The organism is Paenibacillus sp. FSL H7-0942 (genome assembly GCF_045040715.1).
GTDB classification, from domain to species: domain Bacteria; phylum Bacillota; class Bacilli; order Paenibacillales; family Paenibacillaceae; genus Paenibacillus; species Paenibacillus amylolyticus.
The window spans coordinates 3,494,520-3,513,555 of record NZ_CP150279.1 but is presented as its reverse complement, the minus strand read 5'-3'; the positions used below and the strand labels follow the sequence as shown (position 1 = coordinate 3,513,555).

General features: G+C 43.8%; 12 protein-coding genes and 1 pseudogene. 4 read left to right on the top strand and 9 right to left on the bottom strand.

Features of this window, described 5'->3' with window-relative positions; genetic code table 11:
- Positions 1-33: 33 nt before the first annotated feature.
- Genes MHI48_RS15650 through MHI48_RS15640 form a run of 3 tightly spaced genes read right to left on the bottom strand, consistent with a single transcriptional unit; the run spans position 34 to position 6,379 of the window.
- Positions 34-4,491, bottom strand: coding sequence for a carbohydrate binding domain-containing protein (locus MHI48_RS15650; RefSeq protein WP_076327552.1), 4,458 nt, complete (start codon positions 4,489-4,491; stop codon positions 34-36).
- A 43-nt stretch (positions 4,492-4,534) separates the two neighbouring features.
- Positions 4,535-5,413 (bottom strand): carbohydrate ABC transporter permease, encoded by an 879-nt coding sequence (locus MHI48_RS15645; protein WP_017688354.1) that lies wholly within the window; start codon positions 5,411-5,413, stop codon positions 4,535-4,537.
- Positions 5,414-5,428: 15 nt separating this feature from the next.
- Positions 5,429-6,379 carry a sugar ABC transporter permease gene (locus MHI48_RS15640; RefSeq protein ID WP_017688355.1) on the bottom strand — a complete coding sequence of 317 codons (951 nt, stop codon included), beginning with the start codon at positions 6,377-6,379 and terminating at the stop codon, positions 5,429-5,431.
- 146 nt (positions 6,380-6,525) lie between these two features.
- Here MHI48_RS15640 and MHI48_RS15635 point away from each other — a divergent pair, with 146 nt between their 5' ends.
- Together MHI48_RS15635 and MHI48_RS15630 are read left to right on the top strand one after the other, a co-directional pair.
- Positions 6,526-8,235, top strand: coding sequence for a sensor histidine kinase (locus MHI48_RS15635; protein WP_083669649.1), 1,710 nt, complete (start codon positions 6,526-6,528; stop codon positions 8,233-8,235).
- A gap of 11 nt (positions 8,236-8,246) precedes the next feature.
- Positions 8,247-9,887: a response regulator gene (locus tag MHI48_RS15630; protein ID WP_017688357.1), complete on the top strand. Its 1,641-nt coding sequence runs from the start codon at positions 8,247-8,249 to the stop codon at positions 9,885-9,887.
- Positions 9,888-10,042: 155 nt separating this feature from the next.
- Here the strand turns inward: MHI48_RS15630 and MHI48_RS15625 are convergent, their stop codons facing one another.
- The 6 genes from MHI48_RS15625 to MHI48_RS15600 all read right to left on the bottom strand — a co-directional run bounded on the left by MHI48_RS15625 (position 10,043) and on the right by MHI48_RS15600 (position 17,454).
- Positions 10,043-11,689 (bottom strand): extracellular solute-binding protein, encoded by a 1,647-nt coding sequence (locus MHI48_RS15625; RefSeq protein WP_076327910.1) that lies wholly within the window; start codon positions 11,687-11,689, stop codon positions 10,043-10,045.
- A gap of 227 nt (positions 11,690-11,916) precedes the next feature.
- Positions 11,917-12,630 carry a glycoside hydrolase family 16 protein gene (locus tag MHI48_RS15620; RefSeq protein ID WP_036615630.1) on the bottom strand — a complete coding sequence of 238 codons (714 nt, stop codon included), beginning with the start codon at positions 12,628-12,630 and terminating at the stop codon, positions 11,917-11,919.
- Positions 12,631-12,942: 312 nt separating this feature from the next.
- A complete protein-coding gene (locus tag MHI48_RS15615; RefSeq protein WP_076327553.1) occupies positions 12,943-13,647 on the bottom strand; it encodes an ankyrin repeat domain-containing protein in 705 nt (234 codons plus the stop codon).
- A 10-nt stretch (positions 13,648-13,657) separates the two neighbouring features.
- Positions 13,658-15,166: an S-layer homology domain-containing protein gene (locus tag MHI48_RS15610; protein WP_036671301.1), complete on the bottom strand. Its 1,509-nt coding sequence runs from the start codon at positions 15,164-15,166 to the stop codon at positions 13,658-13,660.
- A 119-nt stretch (positions 15,167-15,285) separates the two neighbouring features.
- Positions 15,286-15,978 (bottom strand): response regulator transcription factor, encoded by a 693-nt coding sequence (locus MHI48_RS15605; protein ID WP_047843050.1) that lies wholly within the window; start codon positions 15,976-15,978, stop codon positions 15,286-15,288.
- Positions 15,979-15,984: 6 nt separating this feature from the next.
- Positions 15,985-17,454, bottom strand: coding sequence for a HAMP domain-containing sensor histidine kinase (locus tag MHI48_RS15600; protein ID WP_076327554.1), 1,470 nt, complete (start codon positions 17,452-17,454; stop codon positions 15,985-15,987).
- 203 nt (positions 17,455-17,657) lie between these two features.
- Between MHI48_RS15600 and MHI48_RS15595 the strand changes: the two genes are divergently transcribed.
- Positions 17,658-18,485 carry an AraC family transcriptional regulator gene (locus tag MHI48_RS15595; RefSeq protein WP_036671293.1) on the top strand — a complete coding sequence of 276 codons (828 nt, stop codon included), beginning with the start codon at positions 17,658-17,660 and terminating at the stop codon, positions 18,483-18,485.
- Positions 18,486-18,564: 79 nt separating this feature from the next.
- Positions 18,565-18,902: pseudogene (locus tag MHI48_RS15590) on the top strand (cupin domain-containing protein).
- The last annotated feature ends 134 nt before the right edge of the window (positions 18,903-19,036 follow it).

Sequence of the window (19,036 nt, the reverse complement as noted above, 5' to 3'; positions counted from 1 at the left end):
AGCATATAAGACAAATTATAGAGAATTCAAAAGCTAATTGGCAGGACCCAGATTAATCAAGCTGACCTCGGATAATGAGACGGTTGTGTTGCCATCTTGCTCACCATCAATGTTACCCAGATCAAATGAAATTCGAGTATTCGCATAGCTGTCTTCTGTTGCATCAAATGTAAACGTGAACTCCTGTTCTTCTGGGGTCAAATCAACTCGTGCCCCAAAGAACCCATGCCATTCATAGTTGGCAGCTGCATCGACCCATCCAATCCCCAAACCCAATTTCCTGGACTTCTCCGCTTTGGCTTTAAACGTTAATTTATATTTAAAACCTTGCTGTATGCCGAATCCTTCATTGATGACTTGACGATCCCATGGATGCTGTCCTGCATGACCAATCTTGGCTTGAAGCTGTTGATTGCTAACTTGCATCTCAAGGTCCGCTGCATTACCGTCCGCATGGGTAAACCAACCTTCCTTACCTTTGGAGAAGTCTCCATTAGGAATAAGATTAACATGAGCAGGCTGCCCTCCTTGATCTGCATTCGGATTAACTTCATATAATTGGACGTTATTGATGTGAATCGAGTGTTCACCTGTAGAAAGCGGATATCCTAATCCAAATGCAAGCATAGCTGCCGAATCTGAGGTATCTCCCATGGTGAAGGTATAACTATACGACTTTTGATCTGCGGTTAATTCCACTTCTTCTTCAAAATACTTCACAAAATCCCCTGCATTCTGAGAAAGAACCGCTTGCATGGATTTAGGACTGGAAGCAGATCCCTCGAAGGTAAGTCGGTACGTTTTGTTTGCATCCAGTTTGATCTGACCTTGTTGCAACAAAGCATCCCACCAATGTTCACTTGTACCAGGCAATTTAACCATTAATCCTTCACCCTCGTCATGTGAGGCTGTCAGATCATTAGGAGTTAGCTCCCAATGATTCAGATCAGCTGTTAGCTCACTGTTCTGAATTTTGTTTTGTGAAATATCCACCCAACGTGTATTATAATCTGCTCCTTCAAAATTCACATAATAGGGTTTGCCTGCTGTCAAGTTGACCCCTGGAAAATACACCGTTTTATATGCTTGCCATCCACCCGTGTCTCCGAGACTCAGGTCTGATTGTGCAACGGTTGTACCTTGTTCATCCTGAATGCTGAACTGAACCTTGGAATCACTTTTTCCACTGGCCATTCGGGCAGACAGAACATATACTCCGTCGTGAGCTACATCGATTTTATATTGCAGCAGATCTCCCTGATCCATGTAACTGACATGTTTTCCTCCTTCTACGGAGTCCTCCAGTTGTAAGCCCTGCATCATCCAGGCTTCGGTTGCAGGAACATGTGCGTAGCCATTCACTGACAGAGGTTTGCCGCGTTTCGTCAGACGAACATTGTCCACATATACCTTACCTTTAGAACTGCCGAATAACAGTTTTAGCTCGGATTGTGCGATTGATGCTCCATCTCCAATGATGATTTCTCCGGTGTATGTTTTCATTTCTTGGTTCAAGGAGAGGTTTTGTCCTTGATGAACCTGTACCGTATGCCCATTACTGCTGACAACATCAATGTCGATACTTCGCGGTGTGTCTGCCTTGGCATCTAAGGAGAAACCATACGTTGTATTCGCTTCCAGTTTCAAATCCGGTTGGTTCACCGAAACTTGTTGTGGGTCATTATTCGTTTGAGTAACATCAACAACCAGCTGACGCTCCATAATTGGGAATTTCGAAAAGTTATTTACACTTATATTGGCTGCCGCACTGTCCTGAATGCTGCTTGACCAGAATCCCAGACGCTCCTTGCCTTGATCGAATGTGCCATTGTAAATAAAGTTGCCATCAGGTAGCGCGTTTCGTTCGACAGTTAACGGATCAGCTTCACCCACCTCGATCAGCCTGACATTGGCAAACCAAACGGTTGTATCATCCAACCCCAGATTAAATTCGAATCTGGCATTGTTATCCGTGCCATCCCGCATATTGAAGGTATAGTCATAGGATTGCCAATCTGTCGTGAGTGCAAAGGTGTTATCACCCGAATAATTGGTCCAACTTTTTTCGAATTGGTTCAGTTTGGACATGATCGTACGGTTAGCAGATGCTTTCGCATCAAATTGTATCTTGTACTTTTTGTTTTTCTTGATGTACATCGGCATCTGAGTGAGTTGAACCGAGTAGTTTTCAGTACCCGATGCATCAATGGTAACTTCTGCTGCTTTCCCTTTCTGCTCATCCGTTACAACTTTGACACTGCCAGCTCCATCAGCATTTGTGATGAATTTCCACTGAAGAGGCACTCCATTGTCTTCAGACCCTTCCGCAAAACGTTCATTGTATATTTGATTGCCATCGGCTTGTGGGTCACGCTGTTGCACAGGCTCGATGGGATTTGTTGTTACATCAGGCCATGTGTCTAGATTTTTGTAAGAATATACTCGCACAAAATCAACATTCATCTTTTCGGAAGTGAAGTTGCTTTCAGGTGCCCCCGGCCAGTCTCCTCCAACTGCCAGATTCAGAATCAGATAGAATGGACGATCAAATGGTGCAGGGAACGTATAATACTCGGGTTGGCCGGCGGCCTTCGTTTGCCAGTTGGTCACTTCATGATGCAGCTTTCCATCCACATAGAAACGAATCATACCCGGCAACCATTCCACCTGGAAATCGTGATAATCGTCAGCGAAAGTTTCTCCCTTCGGAAGAGTAAGACTTCCCTGATCATGTCCATGGGAGCCGTCAGGCTTCACACTGTCATAATGCAATGTGCTATATACCTTGTTATTACTCTCTTTGCCACCAATTAGCTCCATAATATCGATTTCTCCAGAGGCAGGCCATCCACCATAATGTGCTTCATCTGTTGGCATCATCCATATGGCAGGCCACATGCCTTTTTCAATAGGAAGCTTCGCACGTACAACTACTTTACCGTAGGTCCAGTCGCCTTTTCCCATGGAGATCAGTTTGCCAGAGCTGTAATCTTTACCGTTTTTCGGACCCTTTTTTGCTTCAATCTGCAACACGCTTCGATTCTGATCTTTTGTAATGCGAGTGTTATCGGGGCTATAATATTGCATTTCATTGTTATAAACGAGTCCTGTATCCTGCACGGTCCATTTGGAAGCATCAATCGAAGGCCCGTTAAACTCATCATTCCAGACCAGCTCCCATTGATCATGCGGAATCGTTGTTGCTGGAACCGGTTTTTCGCCCGCAGGATTGCTTGGTGTTGATGGTGTAGACGGTGATTGCCCGTCTGGAGAAGATGGTGTGGGTGTACTTGTCACATTTGTTGAACCACCAGGCTGCGATGAAGCAGGTGGTTGGGCTTCACCCACCATGGATGTGCGCAATCCTTGTTTTACTTTCTCTCCGTTGATCACAACATCATCGGCATCTACACTCAATTTTTGGATCGTACCTTTGGTATCCATTCGAGTCTGACTCGCTTCTGCATGAATATTCATGGAATCAATCAGGCTGTTTGAAGAGATCTCCAGAATGGATTTCTGCTTTACATGCATCTCCTGAATGTTACTTTCTTCCGTAATGGAGATTCTGACGGGTTCCCCACGTTTGTCAACGACTACTCGCTTCAGCTTGGAGTTGTTAATGTTGATGGAATGACTGCCTCCACCTTTAATGATGACACTTCCTGTGACAGTTACGCCCTGAAGAACAACAGATCCCTCGCCAATGCCTTCTGCCAGCAGCAGATTTCCATTAACAACCATATTTTTTAACGTGATATCCGTTGATTTAATAATCAAGTTGCCATCTACCCGGGACTCATATGTTCCAGGAGTGCTTTTTACATCTGTAATCATCGCTGACAGTAACTCTGCCGTCTCCGCTCGTGTAATCGGGGCTTTGGGATTTAATTTGCCTTGGAAACCTTTAAGAATATTTTCGTTCACCAGAAAGGTAAGCGCTTTCTTTGCATAACTAGAAATATCATCTGCATCCTGAAATTTCAATTGTTCACTATCTTCATTTGCAGCGGCTGAAAGTTGAAAAGCTCGATCTACCATAACCGCTGCATCTTGGCGTGTAATCGGTTGTTGTGGTGACAGATGTTCACGGTCTGTCCCTTCGATGATGCCAGAACCATTCGCTCGTACCATCACGTCATAGTACCAATCGTCTGAAGTCATATCCGCATATGAACCAGTCGCCGCATTACCGGTGAAACCAAAGGCCCGATCCAGAATCATGACGAATTCAGCTCGGCTAATGACCTGACTGGGCTTGAACGTACCGTCCGTATAACCTTTCAATAAATTCAAGTCTTGCAAACGTGTAACTGCAGATTGTGACCAATGCCCCGTCAGGTCTGTATAGGGAACAGAGAAGTGCAGGCTTTTCGCCTGCACATTTCCCACCTCCGCTTGACCCTGTACACTTTCTGCTCCAGCAGTTGCTGGATAAACGAGAGAAGCCATTAAACTCCATGCCACCATACATGCCAGTCCTTTTCTCATCCTTCTTCCTCCCTCAGCTCAGTTATCCTTGCATTTGCATAGCCTATTCCTTAACTGCTCCAATAACGATCCCCTTAACGAAGAAACGTTGTAAAAACGGGTATACCATCAGGATCGGAAGCGCGCCGATAAAGATCTGTGCTGCGCGTACGGTTCGCTGCGAGATATTCTCCAACATGGAAGGATCGACGTTGATTTTACTGAGATCTTGCTGAACAATAATGGTCTGTAATAGAGAAGCAAGTGGATAATTTTTAATATCAGACATATAGATCATGCCGTCGAACCAGGAGTTCCACTGATATACCATCGTAAATAAGGACAAGGTTGCGATAGCTGGAAGTGAAAGCGGTACGTAGACCAGAATCAACGTTTTGATATGACCTGCTCCATCCAAATAAGCTGCTTCCTCAAGTTCTTTGGGCAGACCGCGGAAGAAGTTCATCATGAGAATAACGTTCCACACGGACAGTGCGCCAGGCAGAATAAGCGCCCAGATTGTATTCATCAAGCCAAGCTTCTGGATCAGAATGTAACTTGGAATCAAACCTCCGCTGAACAAAATGGTAAATACGAAAAACCACGTATATAAGGAGCGACCTTTAAAACTGATATCTTCCTTCGACAACGGAAATGCGGTTAAGAGCATGATGACCATACCAATGATCGTCGCAATTACAGTCCGTTTAAGTGATACGATCAAGGAGTTGATGAAGTTTGAATTCCCGAATGTTTTCACATATGCGTCCGTTGTGAACCCGATGGGCCAGAAGGTAACCAGGTTTGATGATGCTGGCGCCATACTGCTGAATGAAACAGCCAATATATGAATAATTGGTAAAATGCAGAGTATCGATAATATCCCAAGAAAAGTATAGTTAGCGATGCTGAATATGCGGTATCCTTTTGTTTTATAATACAAGCCCTTTTCTCCTCTCTAGAAAACTCGATAATTAGCTAGTTTGTAAGCCATTCTGTAAGATATAACAATCAAAATGGTAGCAACCACAGATTTGAACAACCCTACTGCTGTGGCAAAACTCATCTTCCCGTTCAGAATCCCGAGTCGATATACAAAGGTGTCAATGATGTCGCCTTTGTCATACACAAGCGGATTGTACAAGTTGAACACCTGATCAAAACCGGCGTTCAGGATATTGCCGATAGAGAGTGTCATCAGTACGATTGTAATCGGCATTAATGCCGGAATCGTAATGTGCAGCGTCTGTTTAAATCGGTTGGCCCCATCCACCTCGGCAGCCTCGTAGAGCGCAGGATTAATTCCTGAGAGAGAAGCCAGAAATACGATCGTACCAAAACCAAATTCTTTCCACACATCACTGAGGATCAGCGTTATCCGGAACCATGTACCGTCTCCCAGGAAGAAGATCGGTTCTCCTCCAAAGGCTACGACAAGCTGGTTGACCATGCCGCCCTGAGGAGACAGGATATCGAGCAGAATACCACCGAGAATAACCCATGATAGGAAATGCGGTAGATACACAAGCGTTTGACTTACTCTCTTGAATGCCGTCAAGCGTACTTCATTGAGCAAAATGGCAAACAGGAATGGAGCGAATAGTCCTGCGATGATTTTGAAAAATGCAATGACCAGCGTATTCCAGATCACCTGACCTACGTCCGGATATAAGAATAAATATCGGAAATTGTCCCAACCCACCCATTTGGATTCAGAAAATCCCAAGTATGGTTTGAAATCCTGAAAAGCAATTACAATGCCGCCCATCGGTATGTACTGAAACACCAGTGCCAGCAATACAGCTGGAATGAGCATCATATGCAAGGTCCAGTTCCGTTGCATATTCCAGCGCTGTTTAACCCTGGTGGAGCGCCGTTTATGCGGCGTTTCTAACGTATGTTCCTTCACTCCTGCATCCCCCATGTTCTAAATTTTGTATTTTACAAGTCATCGTGAACTTGTATATTAAAATTATAGCAATGGAAATTTGTGATCTATATCCTAATATTGCAACAACGATATCAATATTTTAATAAGATTAAGGAGGTTGGACTTTGTTCACACGCTTGAATGTCTTTACCAAAATTACACTGTTGTTTGTGATGCTGCTTATTCTGGTGCTGTTTCTCTATACATACTCGAACCGGGAAAGCGTGCGTGTTATCGAACACGAGATTCAAAACAATACGATGAATCATCTCTCAACATTTGCTGATTCAGTAGAATCCAATATTTACCAACTGTCATTGTATGGGATGTCTATTGGGCAAGATTCGAGTATTCAGGAATATCAACGTCCCGACTACAAGGACATTCCCTATGAACGTGTGAAAGTTGGAAGCGCCATTCTGGAGAAAATGAATCTGTACAACGCAGCAAGCAAATGGCATTCGACCATCACACTATACTTCCCAAGGATGCAAAAAGTGATATCAACGGATTATTATGCTTACATTCCGTACAGGGATGATGAATTTAAGGAGCCTCTCTCGCAATCCTGGACCTATGCCGACAATCAGTTTATCTGGTACACCACCGATCCAACGACAGCGATGGCGAGACCTGGCAAAGCCAGATTGATTACCAAAATCAGTTTTCCAGTTCATCACTTAACTGCACTTCTTAATCAAAACAAGTTAAATAATAAAGGTGACCCGTTCATGTTCCATCCCGATTATGGATTAATTAGCAATAGTTCTGGAAAGGAAACCTTGAACGCAATCCTGCCTTCCCTGAAAGAAGCAAAACTGCAGGCCAGCGGTGGATTCAGTACAACGTTGAACAAAACGGAATATTACGTCTCTTATATTCAATCCAAGAGCCTCGGCTGGTATTATGTTGACTATGTGCCTATGCAGCAAATTTTGAAACCGATTACGAGCAGCCGGAATCTCTTTTACGCTTCAATTGCCGTTCTGATCGTGATGAGTGTTGTTGTATTATATACACTCTACCGAAGTGTGCAGCTTCCACTTTTACAGTTGGTTAAGGGGACAAATCGCTTGTCCACCGGGGACTTTTCCGTTCGGCTTCATCATTCTGCACGCAATGAGTTCAGCCTGTTATTTGCACGTTTCAACATCATGGCTCAACGAATTCAAGAATTAATCGAGAATGTATATGAGGAGAAATTAAGAAGTCGGGAAGCCACGCTCAAACAGTTGCAATCGCAGATTAATCCGCATTTTCTATATAACTGTCTGTTCTATATCAAGAACATGGCCCGAATGAAAAATGAAAAGGCCGTGGTAGCCATGGCACTGAATCTGGGGGAGTATTACCGATACATAACCAGGTCCGAAAAGGATCAAGCCACGCTTCGTGAAGAGCTGACAATGGTCAAAAATTATTTGGAAATCCAGTCACTTCGTCTGGAACGAATGCATTTTACAATCGACGTGCCCCATGATATTTTAGATAAAACAGTTCCCAGACTAACCCTCCAGCCTATTATTGAGAACGCTATTATTCATGGTCTGGAGCCCAAATCGGTAGATGGTGAGATTAAAATCTATGCGGACTGCGAGGATGATGTGTACACAATTATCGTGGAGGACAGCGGGCTTGGCATGTCTGAGAAACAACTTGATCATCTGAGAGATAATCTTCTTAAACCGCTGGATGAGAATATGGGATGTGGTACATGGAATGTCCATCAGCGTTTATCTTTTCTGTACGGTGAAGGATCTGGACTATCTTATGATCATTCTTCAATGGGTGGGATTAAAGTTAACATCACGTGGCACGACAATACAGACAAGTAGGTGAACGACCCATGCTGCAAATATTATTAGTTGACGATGAACGTTCCGTCGTGGAAACGCTGGCAGAGACCATTCCGTGGGAAAGCTGCGGGATCGGTACAGTTCATGAAGCCTTATCCGGTGCAGTAGCGCTGGAAATTATGGACAACCACGACATTGACATTGTAATTACGGATATACGTATGCCCGAAATGTCAGGTATTGCACTGATTACAGCGATTCATGAAAAGTGGCCTCATGTGCAGACAATTCTGTTATCAGGTCACGCCGACTTTGAATATGCGAAACAGGCCATTGCGCAGGAAAGCTTTGATTACTTGCTGAAACCCGTTAGTGATGAAGATCTGATCGAATCCGTGCAACGTCTTGTTCATCGAATTAAAGAAAAGTGGGAAACCGCAGCATCTCATCAAAGAGCCTTACACGCCTTTCAGGATCATCTGCCATTGCTTCAATCCACGATGCTGCATGAGTTGCTGACTGGAAAAGTCTATGATCAGAAGACGCTGGCAGACAAGCTTGATCTGCTGGAGCTTCCCTACTCCGTAGGAGAAGATCTCGGCATGCTGATTATTCGTATGGAGAAACATCTATCCGATATGGCACACGGCGACCTGGCCCTAATGGAATATGCGATATGTAATATCATAAGTGAAGTGATGCATAATCATTTTCATATCTGGCATACACGTGACGTTCATGATTACATTGTTGTTCTGGTAAGCATGAAACATTCCACAACGATGAGTTATAGCAGGAGTGAGACGCCTCAGACATTGCTTGAGCAGTATGCTGCCCAGATTCAAACCAATGTTCAGTTATACCTGAAAGGTGCAATCTCCATTTCCGTCTCCAGTTGGGGCAAGTTTCCCCACGAAATTGGAGAACTCTATGAGCGAACGGTTATGTCCATGCGTAAACGGATGGGTCAGGTGCAAGGTTTGTTTGTCACCGCTTCCGATGAAACGGATGCCAACCCTCTACATACGATCAGGTCGCTGTATCAGCCACCAACGTTGATTAGCCTGCTCGAAGCTGGTCGCTTTGAGGATGTGGAACAGAAAATCGAGCACATTTTTGAGGAACTGCTGCATTCCAATGAACATCATGATATTGCTGAGTCAACTTTTGAGGTGTATTTTGCTATTGCGGGCGCGTTTGCGTACATCATTCATAAAAATGGCAAACAAATCTCTTCTTTGATACCAGCAGAGTCCTATCGTTACTTTCAAGCTCCCAGCTATTCCACTGCGCAGCAGCTACAGGACTGGTCTGTGCGTACACTTCATTACATACGAGATGATGCTGAACAAGAGCTTAGAGACAATCACAGCACCATTGTGCGCAGCGTCAAAAGTTTTGTCGACCTTCATCTGGCTGGAGATGTATCACTGCCTGCAATTGCCGACCATGTGCATCTGCACCCAGTCTACTTGTCCAAGGTATACAAGGCGGAGACAGGTGAAGCACTTACTGCCTATGTGTACCGGTTAAGAATGGAGAAAGCAGCCTATCATTTGCGAACATCAACCGCCAAAGTGTTTGAGATTGCAGAACTTGTCGGTTACAACAATACCGCATATTTCATCCGAGTTTTCAAGAAATTTTATGATCTTACACCGCAAGAATATCGGGAAAATCTGCCGGTTTAAGAAAGCACACAGACTAGACTTGACGTTCTGGTATTTCTCTGGTTTCCCCTACTCCATATCAAATACAAAAAGGCATTGCCGGAGATCTTCTCCTGCAATGCCTTTTTGGTGCTTATGTGGCCGCGATGATTCAATTCAGCCAGCCCTGCGTCATCCTATTTTCCGCTTTTCACGGAATCATACCACTCGTTAACTTCTTTCGTAATCTGATCTCCACCTGAAGACTTCCACTTCTCAACAAATGAGTCGAACGCGTCCACAGAGGTTTTGCCATACACAATTTGAGAGAAGGTGTCTTTCTCCATCTTTGTCAAAATGTCATTGTTCATCTGCATCGTCATTGAAGGTGCACCGGTAAACATTTGATTGAACACGATATCTTTTTGATCCAAAACAATCTTGGCTGCATCAAGCATAGGTACTGGTACACCTGATTTGATTTTTTTCTCAAATGGTGTAGTTGCTTCTTCACCACTTGCCAGCTTGGCAAGTGTTGTCATACTTAGATTGGGAATACGCGCTCCATCAAAAGTCAACGTGTACTTCTCGGGAGCATAACCCCCCGTAAGACTTGCATCGGTTGATGGTTTCCCATCTACCATAACCCAATCGTATCCTTCCGCAAATCCATGCTCAAACTCATCGCCCTCTTTAGGATTTGCATAGTGATCAAAGAGATAGTTCTGATAGGTGAAAAAGGCTTCCGGATTTTTCATGTCTTTGTTAATTAGAACTACGCCATTTCCGTTTGACGTACCATGTCTTCCTGCTTGACCATTTGGACCAGAAGGAATTGGATACGCCTTGTATTCAGCCTCCGGATTGTTTTTCTTCACATCCTCCAGCGGCCAGGATGGCATCCAGTGAGGACCAACCACAATACCTGCTTTTCCGGCAGTAAATTCTTCAGCTGCTTTTGTCTCATCATACACGCCGGCTTCTTCCGGGATATACCCTTTGCTCATCCAGCTCTGTAATTTGGCCAAAGCCTGTTTTGCACCAGGTGTAACGGAACCGTATTCAAGTTTTCCGTCTGCCGTCAGATTCCATTGGTTTGGCATTGTACCATAAGCGCCAAATACCCACCCAGCTTCAGACATCCATGTGTTCAGCCAGTTCTTGAAGCCAATGGTGAGTCCGTAAGTGTCCTGCTTCCCATTGCCATCCGGATCTTGATTCGTAAACGTTTCCATAATGACTTCAAGATCATCTATCGTTTTAGGTGCTTCCAGATTGAATTTCTTCATCCAGTCTTCACGGATCCACATGACAGGATCACCATTATAGGAATAGTCCAGAATCGGAATACCGATCTTTTTGCCATCTTGCATGTATGGATACCATACGGAAGGATCTTCGTTTACGGCTGCTTTCCATGTGTCGCTGGCATATTTGTCAAACAACTCGCCCGCATCAACAAATTTTCCGGACTCAATCAATTCACGCACCAGATTGAATTCGCCGCGATATGAAATAATGTCTGGCATGTCTGCATTGGAAGCCAGTGACAGGCGCAGTTTCGTCTCAAATGCATTATTGGTAGAAGGAGATATCCACTGGTTTTTCAACTCAATTCCGAGTTTCTCCTTGGCCCATTTTGTATGGACATTATTATCCTGATCCTCGCCTGACTTAAACTTCACGTCTGGACCCCATGGTCGTAAATACGTAATGGATACTGGTGGATCATACTTTCCATCTTTGAGCTCCAACGTTGTCGCTGCTGTACTCGATTCTGTTTTCTTGTCGCTCCCGTTACTACACCCACTCAGGGCTGCAGATAGAGCCAATACACCGATCATGACCAAACTGCCTACTCGTCTCTTTTTACTTGTGTCCAACTTCGTTCCCCCAGTCTATGTAATGTTGCTTACAGGTTAATCATAATGAATTTTTGATATTTATGCCCATACTAATATTGCAACATTTATTGCATTAATTTAGGATATTGGATATTGAATACATATATTGAATAAATACAATGCCAGAATATAGAAAAAAGCAGCCGCTAACGGCTGCTTCAGTCTGCTTAATTACTCGTATATTTGACCCAATCGTACTCTGCATAGAGCGGATTGGCCCCGTTGTAAGGACCGAGCCAGCTATCTACTCCTGTTCCATTCCACAGGTTCATCATGATTTTTCCGGGTGTTTTAGGAATATTGCTGGTTGCCGTATGTTTCAATACACCATCAACATACCATTTGATATGTCCCGGCTGCCAGTCAAATGCGTACGTATGGAAGCCCTGGGATGCATCAAACCCTAGATTGATAATCTTCTCATGATTACCAACCCCATTGGTATAATAATTAAACTGCACTTTGGTTGTGTCTTTTCCTAAAAATTCGATATCAATCTCATCCCATTGGGTGCCATGTGCAGGGCCTGTGTATGTGAAAAATGAGGAAACTACACCTGTGTTCTTGGCAGGTTTCATACTGACTTCATACAAGCCGTACCCATACGTATTCGTGGTACGATACTCTCCGCAATCAAACTTGTTCTGTGCAGAGCTGGTCAAACCAAGCTTAAGCTTGCCGTCACTTGTAAAATTAACATTGTTAGCCCTCCACGTACAGTTAAACATGTTCCCATTGGAATACCCATCCGCTTTTTGCCACGTACTTGCGTTAAAATAGGTTAGAGGTTCCCAGAAAACATAACCAGCGAAAGCGCTTACCGAAAAAAACAAAGAGATGACACCAGTTACCGCCAAAGTATACCAAGACTTCCTCTTCATCATACACCTCCATGAATGATTCCAACATGTATAAGCAGCGCAATAATAGATAACGCTTACATGGTTGGTATTTCCATTTTATCTGGAAGTATAGTGGTACACTATAGCAAACTTCAAAGCAGAGATATTCAATTTTTAAGATCCTCGTTCTCGTATCTAATCATGTCATGTTAAGACTAAGCCAGTTTCATACACGTAAGATGGATTGAATGAAGCGCCTGCCCTTCAGCATAGAAGGAATCAGGCGCTCCATGAAAACCATTTTTACATATATCTCAACATGTTTGTTAATTTATTCACCCTAAAAGGGTTTTATTTCGCACCAGCTTGTACCAAAATGTCTTCAATTTCTTTAAAACCATTATTCTTCGCATGACTGAGCGGTGATACGCCATCACGATCCGGTATGTTCACGTCTGCTCCATGATCAATGAGTAATTGTATCGTCTCCTGCTGCCGAGCATTGCCATCGTTAAGAATGATCGCTTCGAGTAGTGCTGTCCATCCCAATTGATTCACATGGTCCACATCCACCGAAGTTTGAGTCAGTAGTTCTTGCACTACATCCACATATCCATGCTCCGAAGCTGGAATAAGTGCTGTCCCTCCATATCGATTCGTTATCGCTGGGTCCGCTCCCGCCTCGATTGTCAGCTTCAAAATATCCAAGTATCCTTCAGCGCCAGCATACAGAAACGGGGTATTTTGCATATCGTCCTGTATATTCACATCTGCCCCCGCTTCAATTAACACTTTAGCCGATGTTGGATCATTATTGTAAGTTGCAATCATTGTAGCGGTTCGTCCACTCTGATCTTGAGCATTGATATTGGCACCTGCTTGAATCATTTGTTCGATGCGTTCAGTATCGCTGTCCTCTACTGCCTTGAACAGCTGTTCATCTGCTGAAGTCATGGCCTTTACCTCCTCGTTAGAGTCGTTTCTCATTTCAGGCACGCAACCTTGAACGATCAACATACTGCTTATCAGGACAACGATGATCAGCGTTTTACTCATACTGCCTCCTTTACTTCAGTGTCAAGGTGACCGAAGAAGCGATACTCCAATCCCCAACTGGATTTATTGTATACGTAGTACCTGCAGTCAACTTCCCATCATTTGTTAGGTCAAATACACCCGTCGCACCTTTTCGACTTGAATATTTATAAGTGGCCGTCAGAACATCCCCGCTAGGTGAAGTTAACGTTACACTTCGACCAGAGAACAGTTCATCCCCAGGGTCCTGGTCAAGTGTAACTTCAATGGAGGTTTCGCTCACTGCTTGAGCACTTGCAACCACTAGTGGATCAAACGATTTCGCCGTAAATGAAGCATTTTCGATGTTGGCCCAATCCGAAGAAACCGTATATGTGACACCTGATTTCAGCGTTTGTCCCTCAGGCAAACGGAACTTCGGTTCTTGTTTACCGTCTGTGGATTGCGTGAACGGAACATATCTGGCAACGATAGGCTCGCCACCTTCTGGCGTAATTACAACTTGTCTTGCCTGCATGGAAGAGATGATCTGATACGTTTTGCCTCCTGCTTGCTCTTGATCATTCAGCACAAATGCATTAGCTCCTCGACCACCACTGTAAGCCGAAATGATGTAACCATAATCCACGACACTGTTCACTTGCAATGCTTTAATCTCGAATGTATCATTCGTTACTTGACTAACCGTTGTCATGTTTATTTTCGTACCACTGCCTTCAAAGGAACCAGCGTCTTGGCCTTTGTAAGTCAGGTTGTACACTTCACCAGCATCTTGTACGGACGTTGGAACGATGTAAGTCGCGATTGACCCTGTTTTCAAACGGGGCATATTGGTTAACGTCAACCCGCCACTAAACGCAAAGTCCGTTTGTGCCTTGGCAAAAGCTTCATTCGCTGCTGTCAGCGGCTTGTCAAAAGTTACAATTAACGTAATGGCATTCAGTGATCTAACGCTCTTGATTTGAGCTTGCTCCGAAGGAATAGCTTGGTGTGCAGTTTGCAACAGCACTGCTGTTTCGCCGCGCGTTGCTGTACCGTTCTCGGAGTAGAACTCGCTCATCCAATGGTGAACGGACTTTACATCACGTTGCATCGCTTTGGATACGACCTGTTCGAGTTCAGCATCCGACACTTGAGTTTGCGGATTGAATTGTCCATCGTTAGCCTGCATGATGCCAAGTTCAACAAGCTTTGACGCATATGGCGCATACCATGCATTCGGATTCACATCCGTCAATTCTACGGTTTCTCCCGTCTTGCTCTCCAAATTAAACGTTTTGAAAACCAATGAAGCTAACTCCGCACGGGTAATTGCTCGATGTTCACCCATAGATTGATCTGCATACCCGTTCATGATCCCCAAGCTATTCAGATCCTTGATAGCAGCTTCAATCTGTTGTTGATTAAGCTGTGTGGTTGTTGCCGCAATGTTAGTAACGTATGTAGCTGCATGTACTTGATTCGCAGTTAACGGGAACACTGCTGTACCTAATGCAGTTATGGTTAGAAATGTAGCGATTTTGCGGGTTGTAGAATTCATGGTTGAATTCCTCCTCTATAGGTTGTAATTGCCTGTATCTATAGAATAGAGGACAAAAAGAAACTCCCAAGGCTAAAGTTATTAACAAAATATAAACTGGCTCTAAATTTTCACGAAACTTATGCAGTAAACCGGTAGCCTGCACCCCAGACGGTTTCAATATACTCCGGATTTTTGGGGTCTGTCTCCAGCTTGCCGCGCAGTTTGCGAATATGGACAGTAACCGTTGCAATGTCTCCGGTGGAATCCATGCCCCAGATCCGCTCGAACAGATCGGATTTGCTGAATACACGGTTGGGATGACTCGCAAGAAATACAAGTAACTCGAACTCCTTGGTTGTAATCGCCACCTCTTCTCCATTAACAAAAACGCGCCGTGATCCTTTATCAATGTGAAGCCCGCGAATGTGGATTTCATCCTGCTCAGCTGGTTTGTTTTTGCCAAGTAGTCTCTCGTATCGGGTCAAATGAGCCTTTGCTCGTGCAACCAACTCACTTGGGCTAAACGGTTTTGTAATAAAATCATCCACTCCCAGATTAAATGTCCGGATCTTATCGATTTCTTCCTTTTTTGCGGAAACAACAAGGATGGGCACCTCTTTTACCTCGCGAATGCGCCTGCAACATTCGAATCCGTCAAGTCCCGGAAGCATCAGATCAACAATGATCAGATTATAGTCCCCCTCCAGTGCCTGCTTCAGACCTTCATCTCCAGTATGGCAGAGATCCACGGAAAATCCGTTGAGCTCAAAATAATCCCGTTCCAGTTCCGCAATCGTTGTTTCGTCTTCAATGATCAAAATGTTTGCCATTACTCATTAGTTCCTCTCTTCATTCAGCCGTTTCAGCTTGATATATATACTCGTGCCATCATTGGGCTGGCTTTCTGCCCAGATAAAGCCCCCATGTCCATCAATGATTTGGCGGGCAATTGCTAGCCCGAGCCCACTTCCTCCCGTTGAGGAATTCCGGGATTGTTCTGCACGATAGAAGCGTTCAAATATATAAGGCAGTGCCTCTTCAGGTATTCCCCTGCCATTATCTTTAAACGCCATCGTAATCCAGTTCTCATCAGCTTGAAGTGTAATCTCGAATCGTTTATGTTCATTCTCCATGTATTTGAGTGCATTATCCACCACATTAACAACGGTACGTTTTAACTTCTCCGGATCCACAGCAGCCATGGCGGGACCAGACACCTGGTTAATCCAATCCAGGGCAACACCTTTATCCTCCAGATCATATCTCAGCTCTTCAATGCTATCTTCAAGGAAATCAGCGAGATCAACTGACTTGAACAGGAAAGGCTCTTGGTTCAAGTCGAGCTTGGAATACAAAAACAGTTCATCCACCAGCTTATCCATGCTAACTGCTTTGGAGTGAATGATATTAACGTAACTCTCCATTTTCTCCGGAGTATTAGCCACGCCGTCACGAATACCCTCAATATACCCTTTGATATTGGTAATCGGCGTACGGAGATCATGCGAAATGTTGGAGATAAGCTCTTTGCGGTTCACTTCGTCCTGCTGACGTAACGCATAAGAGAGCTGTAATTGATTCCGCATGCTCTCAAACGCTTCGCTGAGTTGACCAACCTCGTCATTGGAGTTTAGCTGAAGTTTAAAGGATAGATTGCCATCCTTAATATGTTCGGCTGAACTTCGTAGTTGATTCAATGGTTTAATGAAGCTGCGCGTGATCCAGCGGAACAAGAGCAGATTTGCAATGATGAGGACGCCAATAAGCAGGAATGACATTACAGGCAGCAACTTGCGAGTAAGCTCCGCAAAGGGACTTCTCTCACGAATGACAAAGATACTCCCCCGTTCCCCGTCTGAATATTGAAAATCAAATTTTGCATACGCGTAAAATCGCTCACCAATATTGAAGGTGCTCCGAATCTGATAATTGTTAAGATCATAGGCAGGAAGTGCTTGCTTCAGTTCTGGCTGGTTGAAGGTCAGTGATTCGAAGATCTGACTATTCTCTCGTCTGATGTAGAGCCCTGACTTCTCAGCTCGAAGCTTCATGTCATATTCACGCAGCAAAACCTTGTTCTGCAGGTCGTCGGGGTCATTTTTGGCCAGGAACTTCATTTCTTGAAAGATCGATTCTCCCTGCTCAGTCAGGGGGTTGATCTGATAATGTACCTTGTATATATCACGGAAACTCTGTAGATCCCCCGTAGCCGCAATCGTATACAGACTTGCCGTAAGCAGGATGAACAGTAGACTTATAACAAGCATGCCCGTGAAGGACAGCAGCATTTTTATTCGAATTGACATGGGTTCCCCTTCTCAAGCAAACAATTGGATTAGTTAGTGCACATGTTAACACAAGATGGATTCTATTGCCCATATGTAAAAAAGAGCTTTCTTTTTCATTATATATGTTGACAGTGATAATCGTTATCAATAATGTTGGAGTAAGGTGCATAACGATTTATCTTAGAATGACCGGCAAACACTTTTGAAATGAGGTACGTAATGTGAAAGTAGACGTTAATCAGTTAGCAGCGCATTTTGCACACATTCCTTTTCAAGTTGAAGGCGTATATCGATATGCTAGAAATCCAGGGGTTCCCCAGGCTGACTATACCGATTCTTTTCCTGGATTTGTATTTCCTCTTACAGGAAAAATACAATTTCAATTTGATGGTACACCCTATATTTTTTCACCAGGAAAAGTTGTACATGGGGGCGCGAAAATGAAACTGGATCAAACCGTGTTTCATAGAACGGACTGGGAATATATCCTCGTTTTATACCGGATATGTAGTTCGGACCTCGAAGAGACAAGCTTTTCCCATCAGCATTTTGAATTATCAACGGGTCAGTCCCCACGTCTGATCGAATTAATCACGCGTCTTTGGCATGTGTATAATCAGCACGGAGGTATTTCAAAGTTTCAGACCGAGATGTTGTTTCGCGATGTACTGAATGAGACTTTAATATGTGTTGATCATAGGCAAAATAGTTGTGAATCAGATGTTTTATTCGAACGGGTCTCTACCTATATCCAAGAATACTATGATCAAAGTCTGACTGTCGCATCGCTTGCAGAACAAAATAATGTTAATCGAAATCGACTTTCCTACGTGTTTAGAAGACATGCAGGTATGGGGCCAGCAGAATATGTATTGAAATATCGTATAAACATGGCACAGCAAATGTTATTGGCAAGTGATGCGTCTGTACAACAGATTGCTGAGAGCGTTGGCATTGCTGACCCCTTTTATTTTAGCAGAGTGTTCAAGAAACAATGTGGTATTTCTCCTACGGAGTATCGTCTGAAGTTCATCAATAATCCATCCTGATTTCAATAGGCATCCATGTTATACCAGTGCTTAGATCAGTATACTGAACATATAGGATTAATACACAGGAGGAATGACGATGCACTATCAAGCTATTAAATTAAATGAGGAATTTTCGAAATTAAACGATCTTTGGTCTCCGAAACTCATTGGTGAAATGAATGATTATCAATTTAAGATCGTTAAGATTGCTGGAGATTTTGAGTGGCATGTTCATGAGGAGACCGATAAGTTATTTTTTGTGCTCGAGGGGGAAATGATAATTGATTTTCGTGATGGGCAAGTGAAGATTTCCAAGGGCGAGATGTATATTGTGCCTAAAGGAGTCGAGATCAAGCCTTCCGCCGAAAAGGAATGTCATATCATGTTGATGGAGCCTGGAAGCAAGTAAACACTGGCGGGACTAAGGCCGAATAAGCGTCAATTATTTGAACCAGGAAGTTAATTTGCAATATCAGAGAGCCGATAACCGCGTAATAGGGGTTATCGGCTCTGCGTTTGTACGGCTAGCTCATTGATATAAATTAATTGACATATATTAATCAGTAGTC

Bases quoted from the DNA above. Each gene is read 5' to 3' on its own strand.
- MHI48_RS15650 (WP_076327552.1), bottom strand. From the start codon at position 4,491: ATGAGAAAAGGACTGGCATGTATGGTGGCATGGAGTTTAATGGCTTCT.
- MHI48_RS15630 (WP_017688357.1), top strand. From the start codon at position 8,247: ATGCTGCAAATATTATTAGTTGACGATGAACGTTCCGTCGTGGAAACG.
- MHI48_RS15625 (WP_076327910.1), bottom strand. From the start codon at position 11,689: ATGATCGGTGTATTGGCTCTATCTGCAGCCCTGAGTGGGTGTAGTAAC.
- MHI48_RS15620 (WP_036615630.1), bottom strand. From the start codon at position 12,630: ATGAAGAGGAAGTCTTGGTATACTTTGGCGGTAACTGGTGTCATCTCT.
- MHI48_RS15615 (WP_076327553.1), bottom strand. From the start codon at position 13,647: ATGAGTAAAACGCTGATCATCGTTGTCCTGATAAGCAGTATGTTGATC.
- MHI48_RS15610 (WP_036671301.1), bottom strand. From the start codon at position 15,166: ATGAATTCTACAACCCGCAAAATCGCTACATTTCTAACCATAACTGCA.
- MHI48_RS15605 (WP_047843050.1), bottom strand. From the start codon at position 15,978: ATGGCAAACATTTTGATCATTGAAGACGAAACAACGATTGCGGAACTG.
- MHI48_RS15600 (WP_076327554.1), bottom strand. From the start codon at position 17,454: ATGTCAATTCGAATAAAAATGCTGCTGTCCTTCACGGGCATGCTTGTT.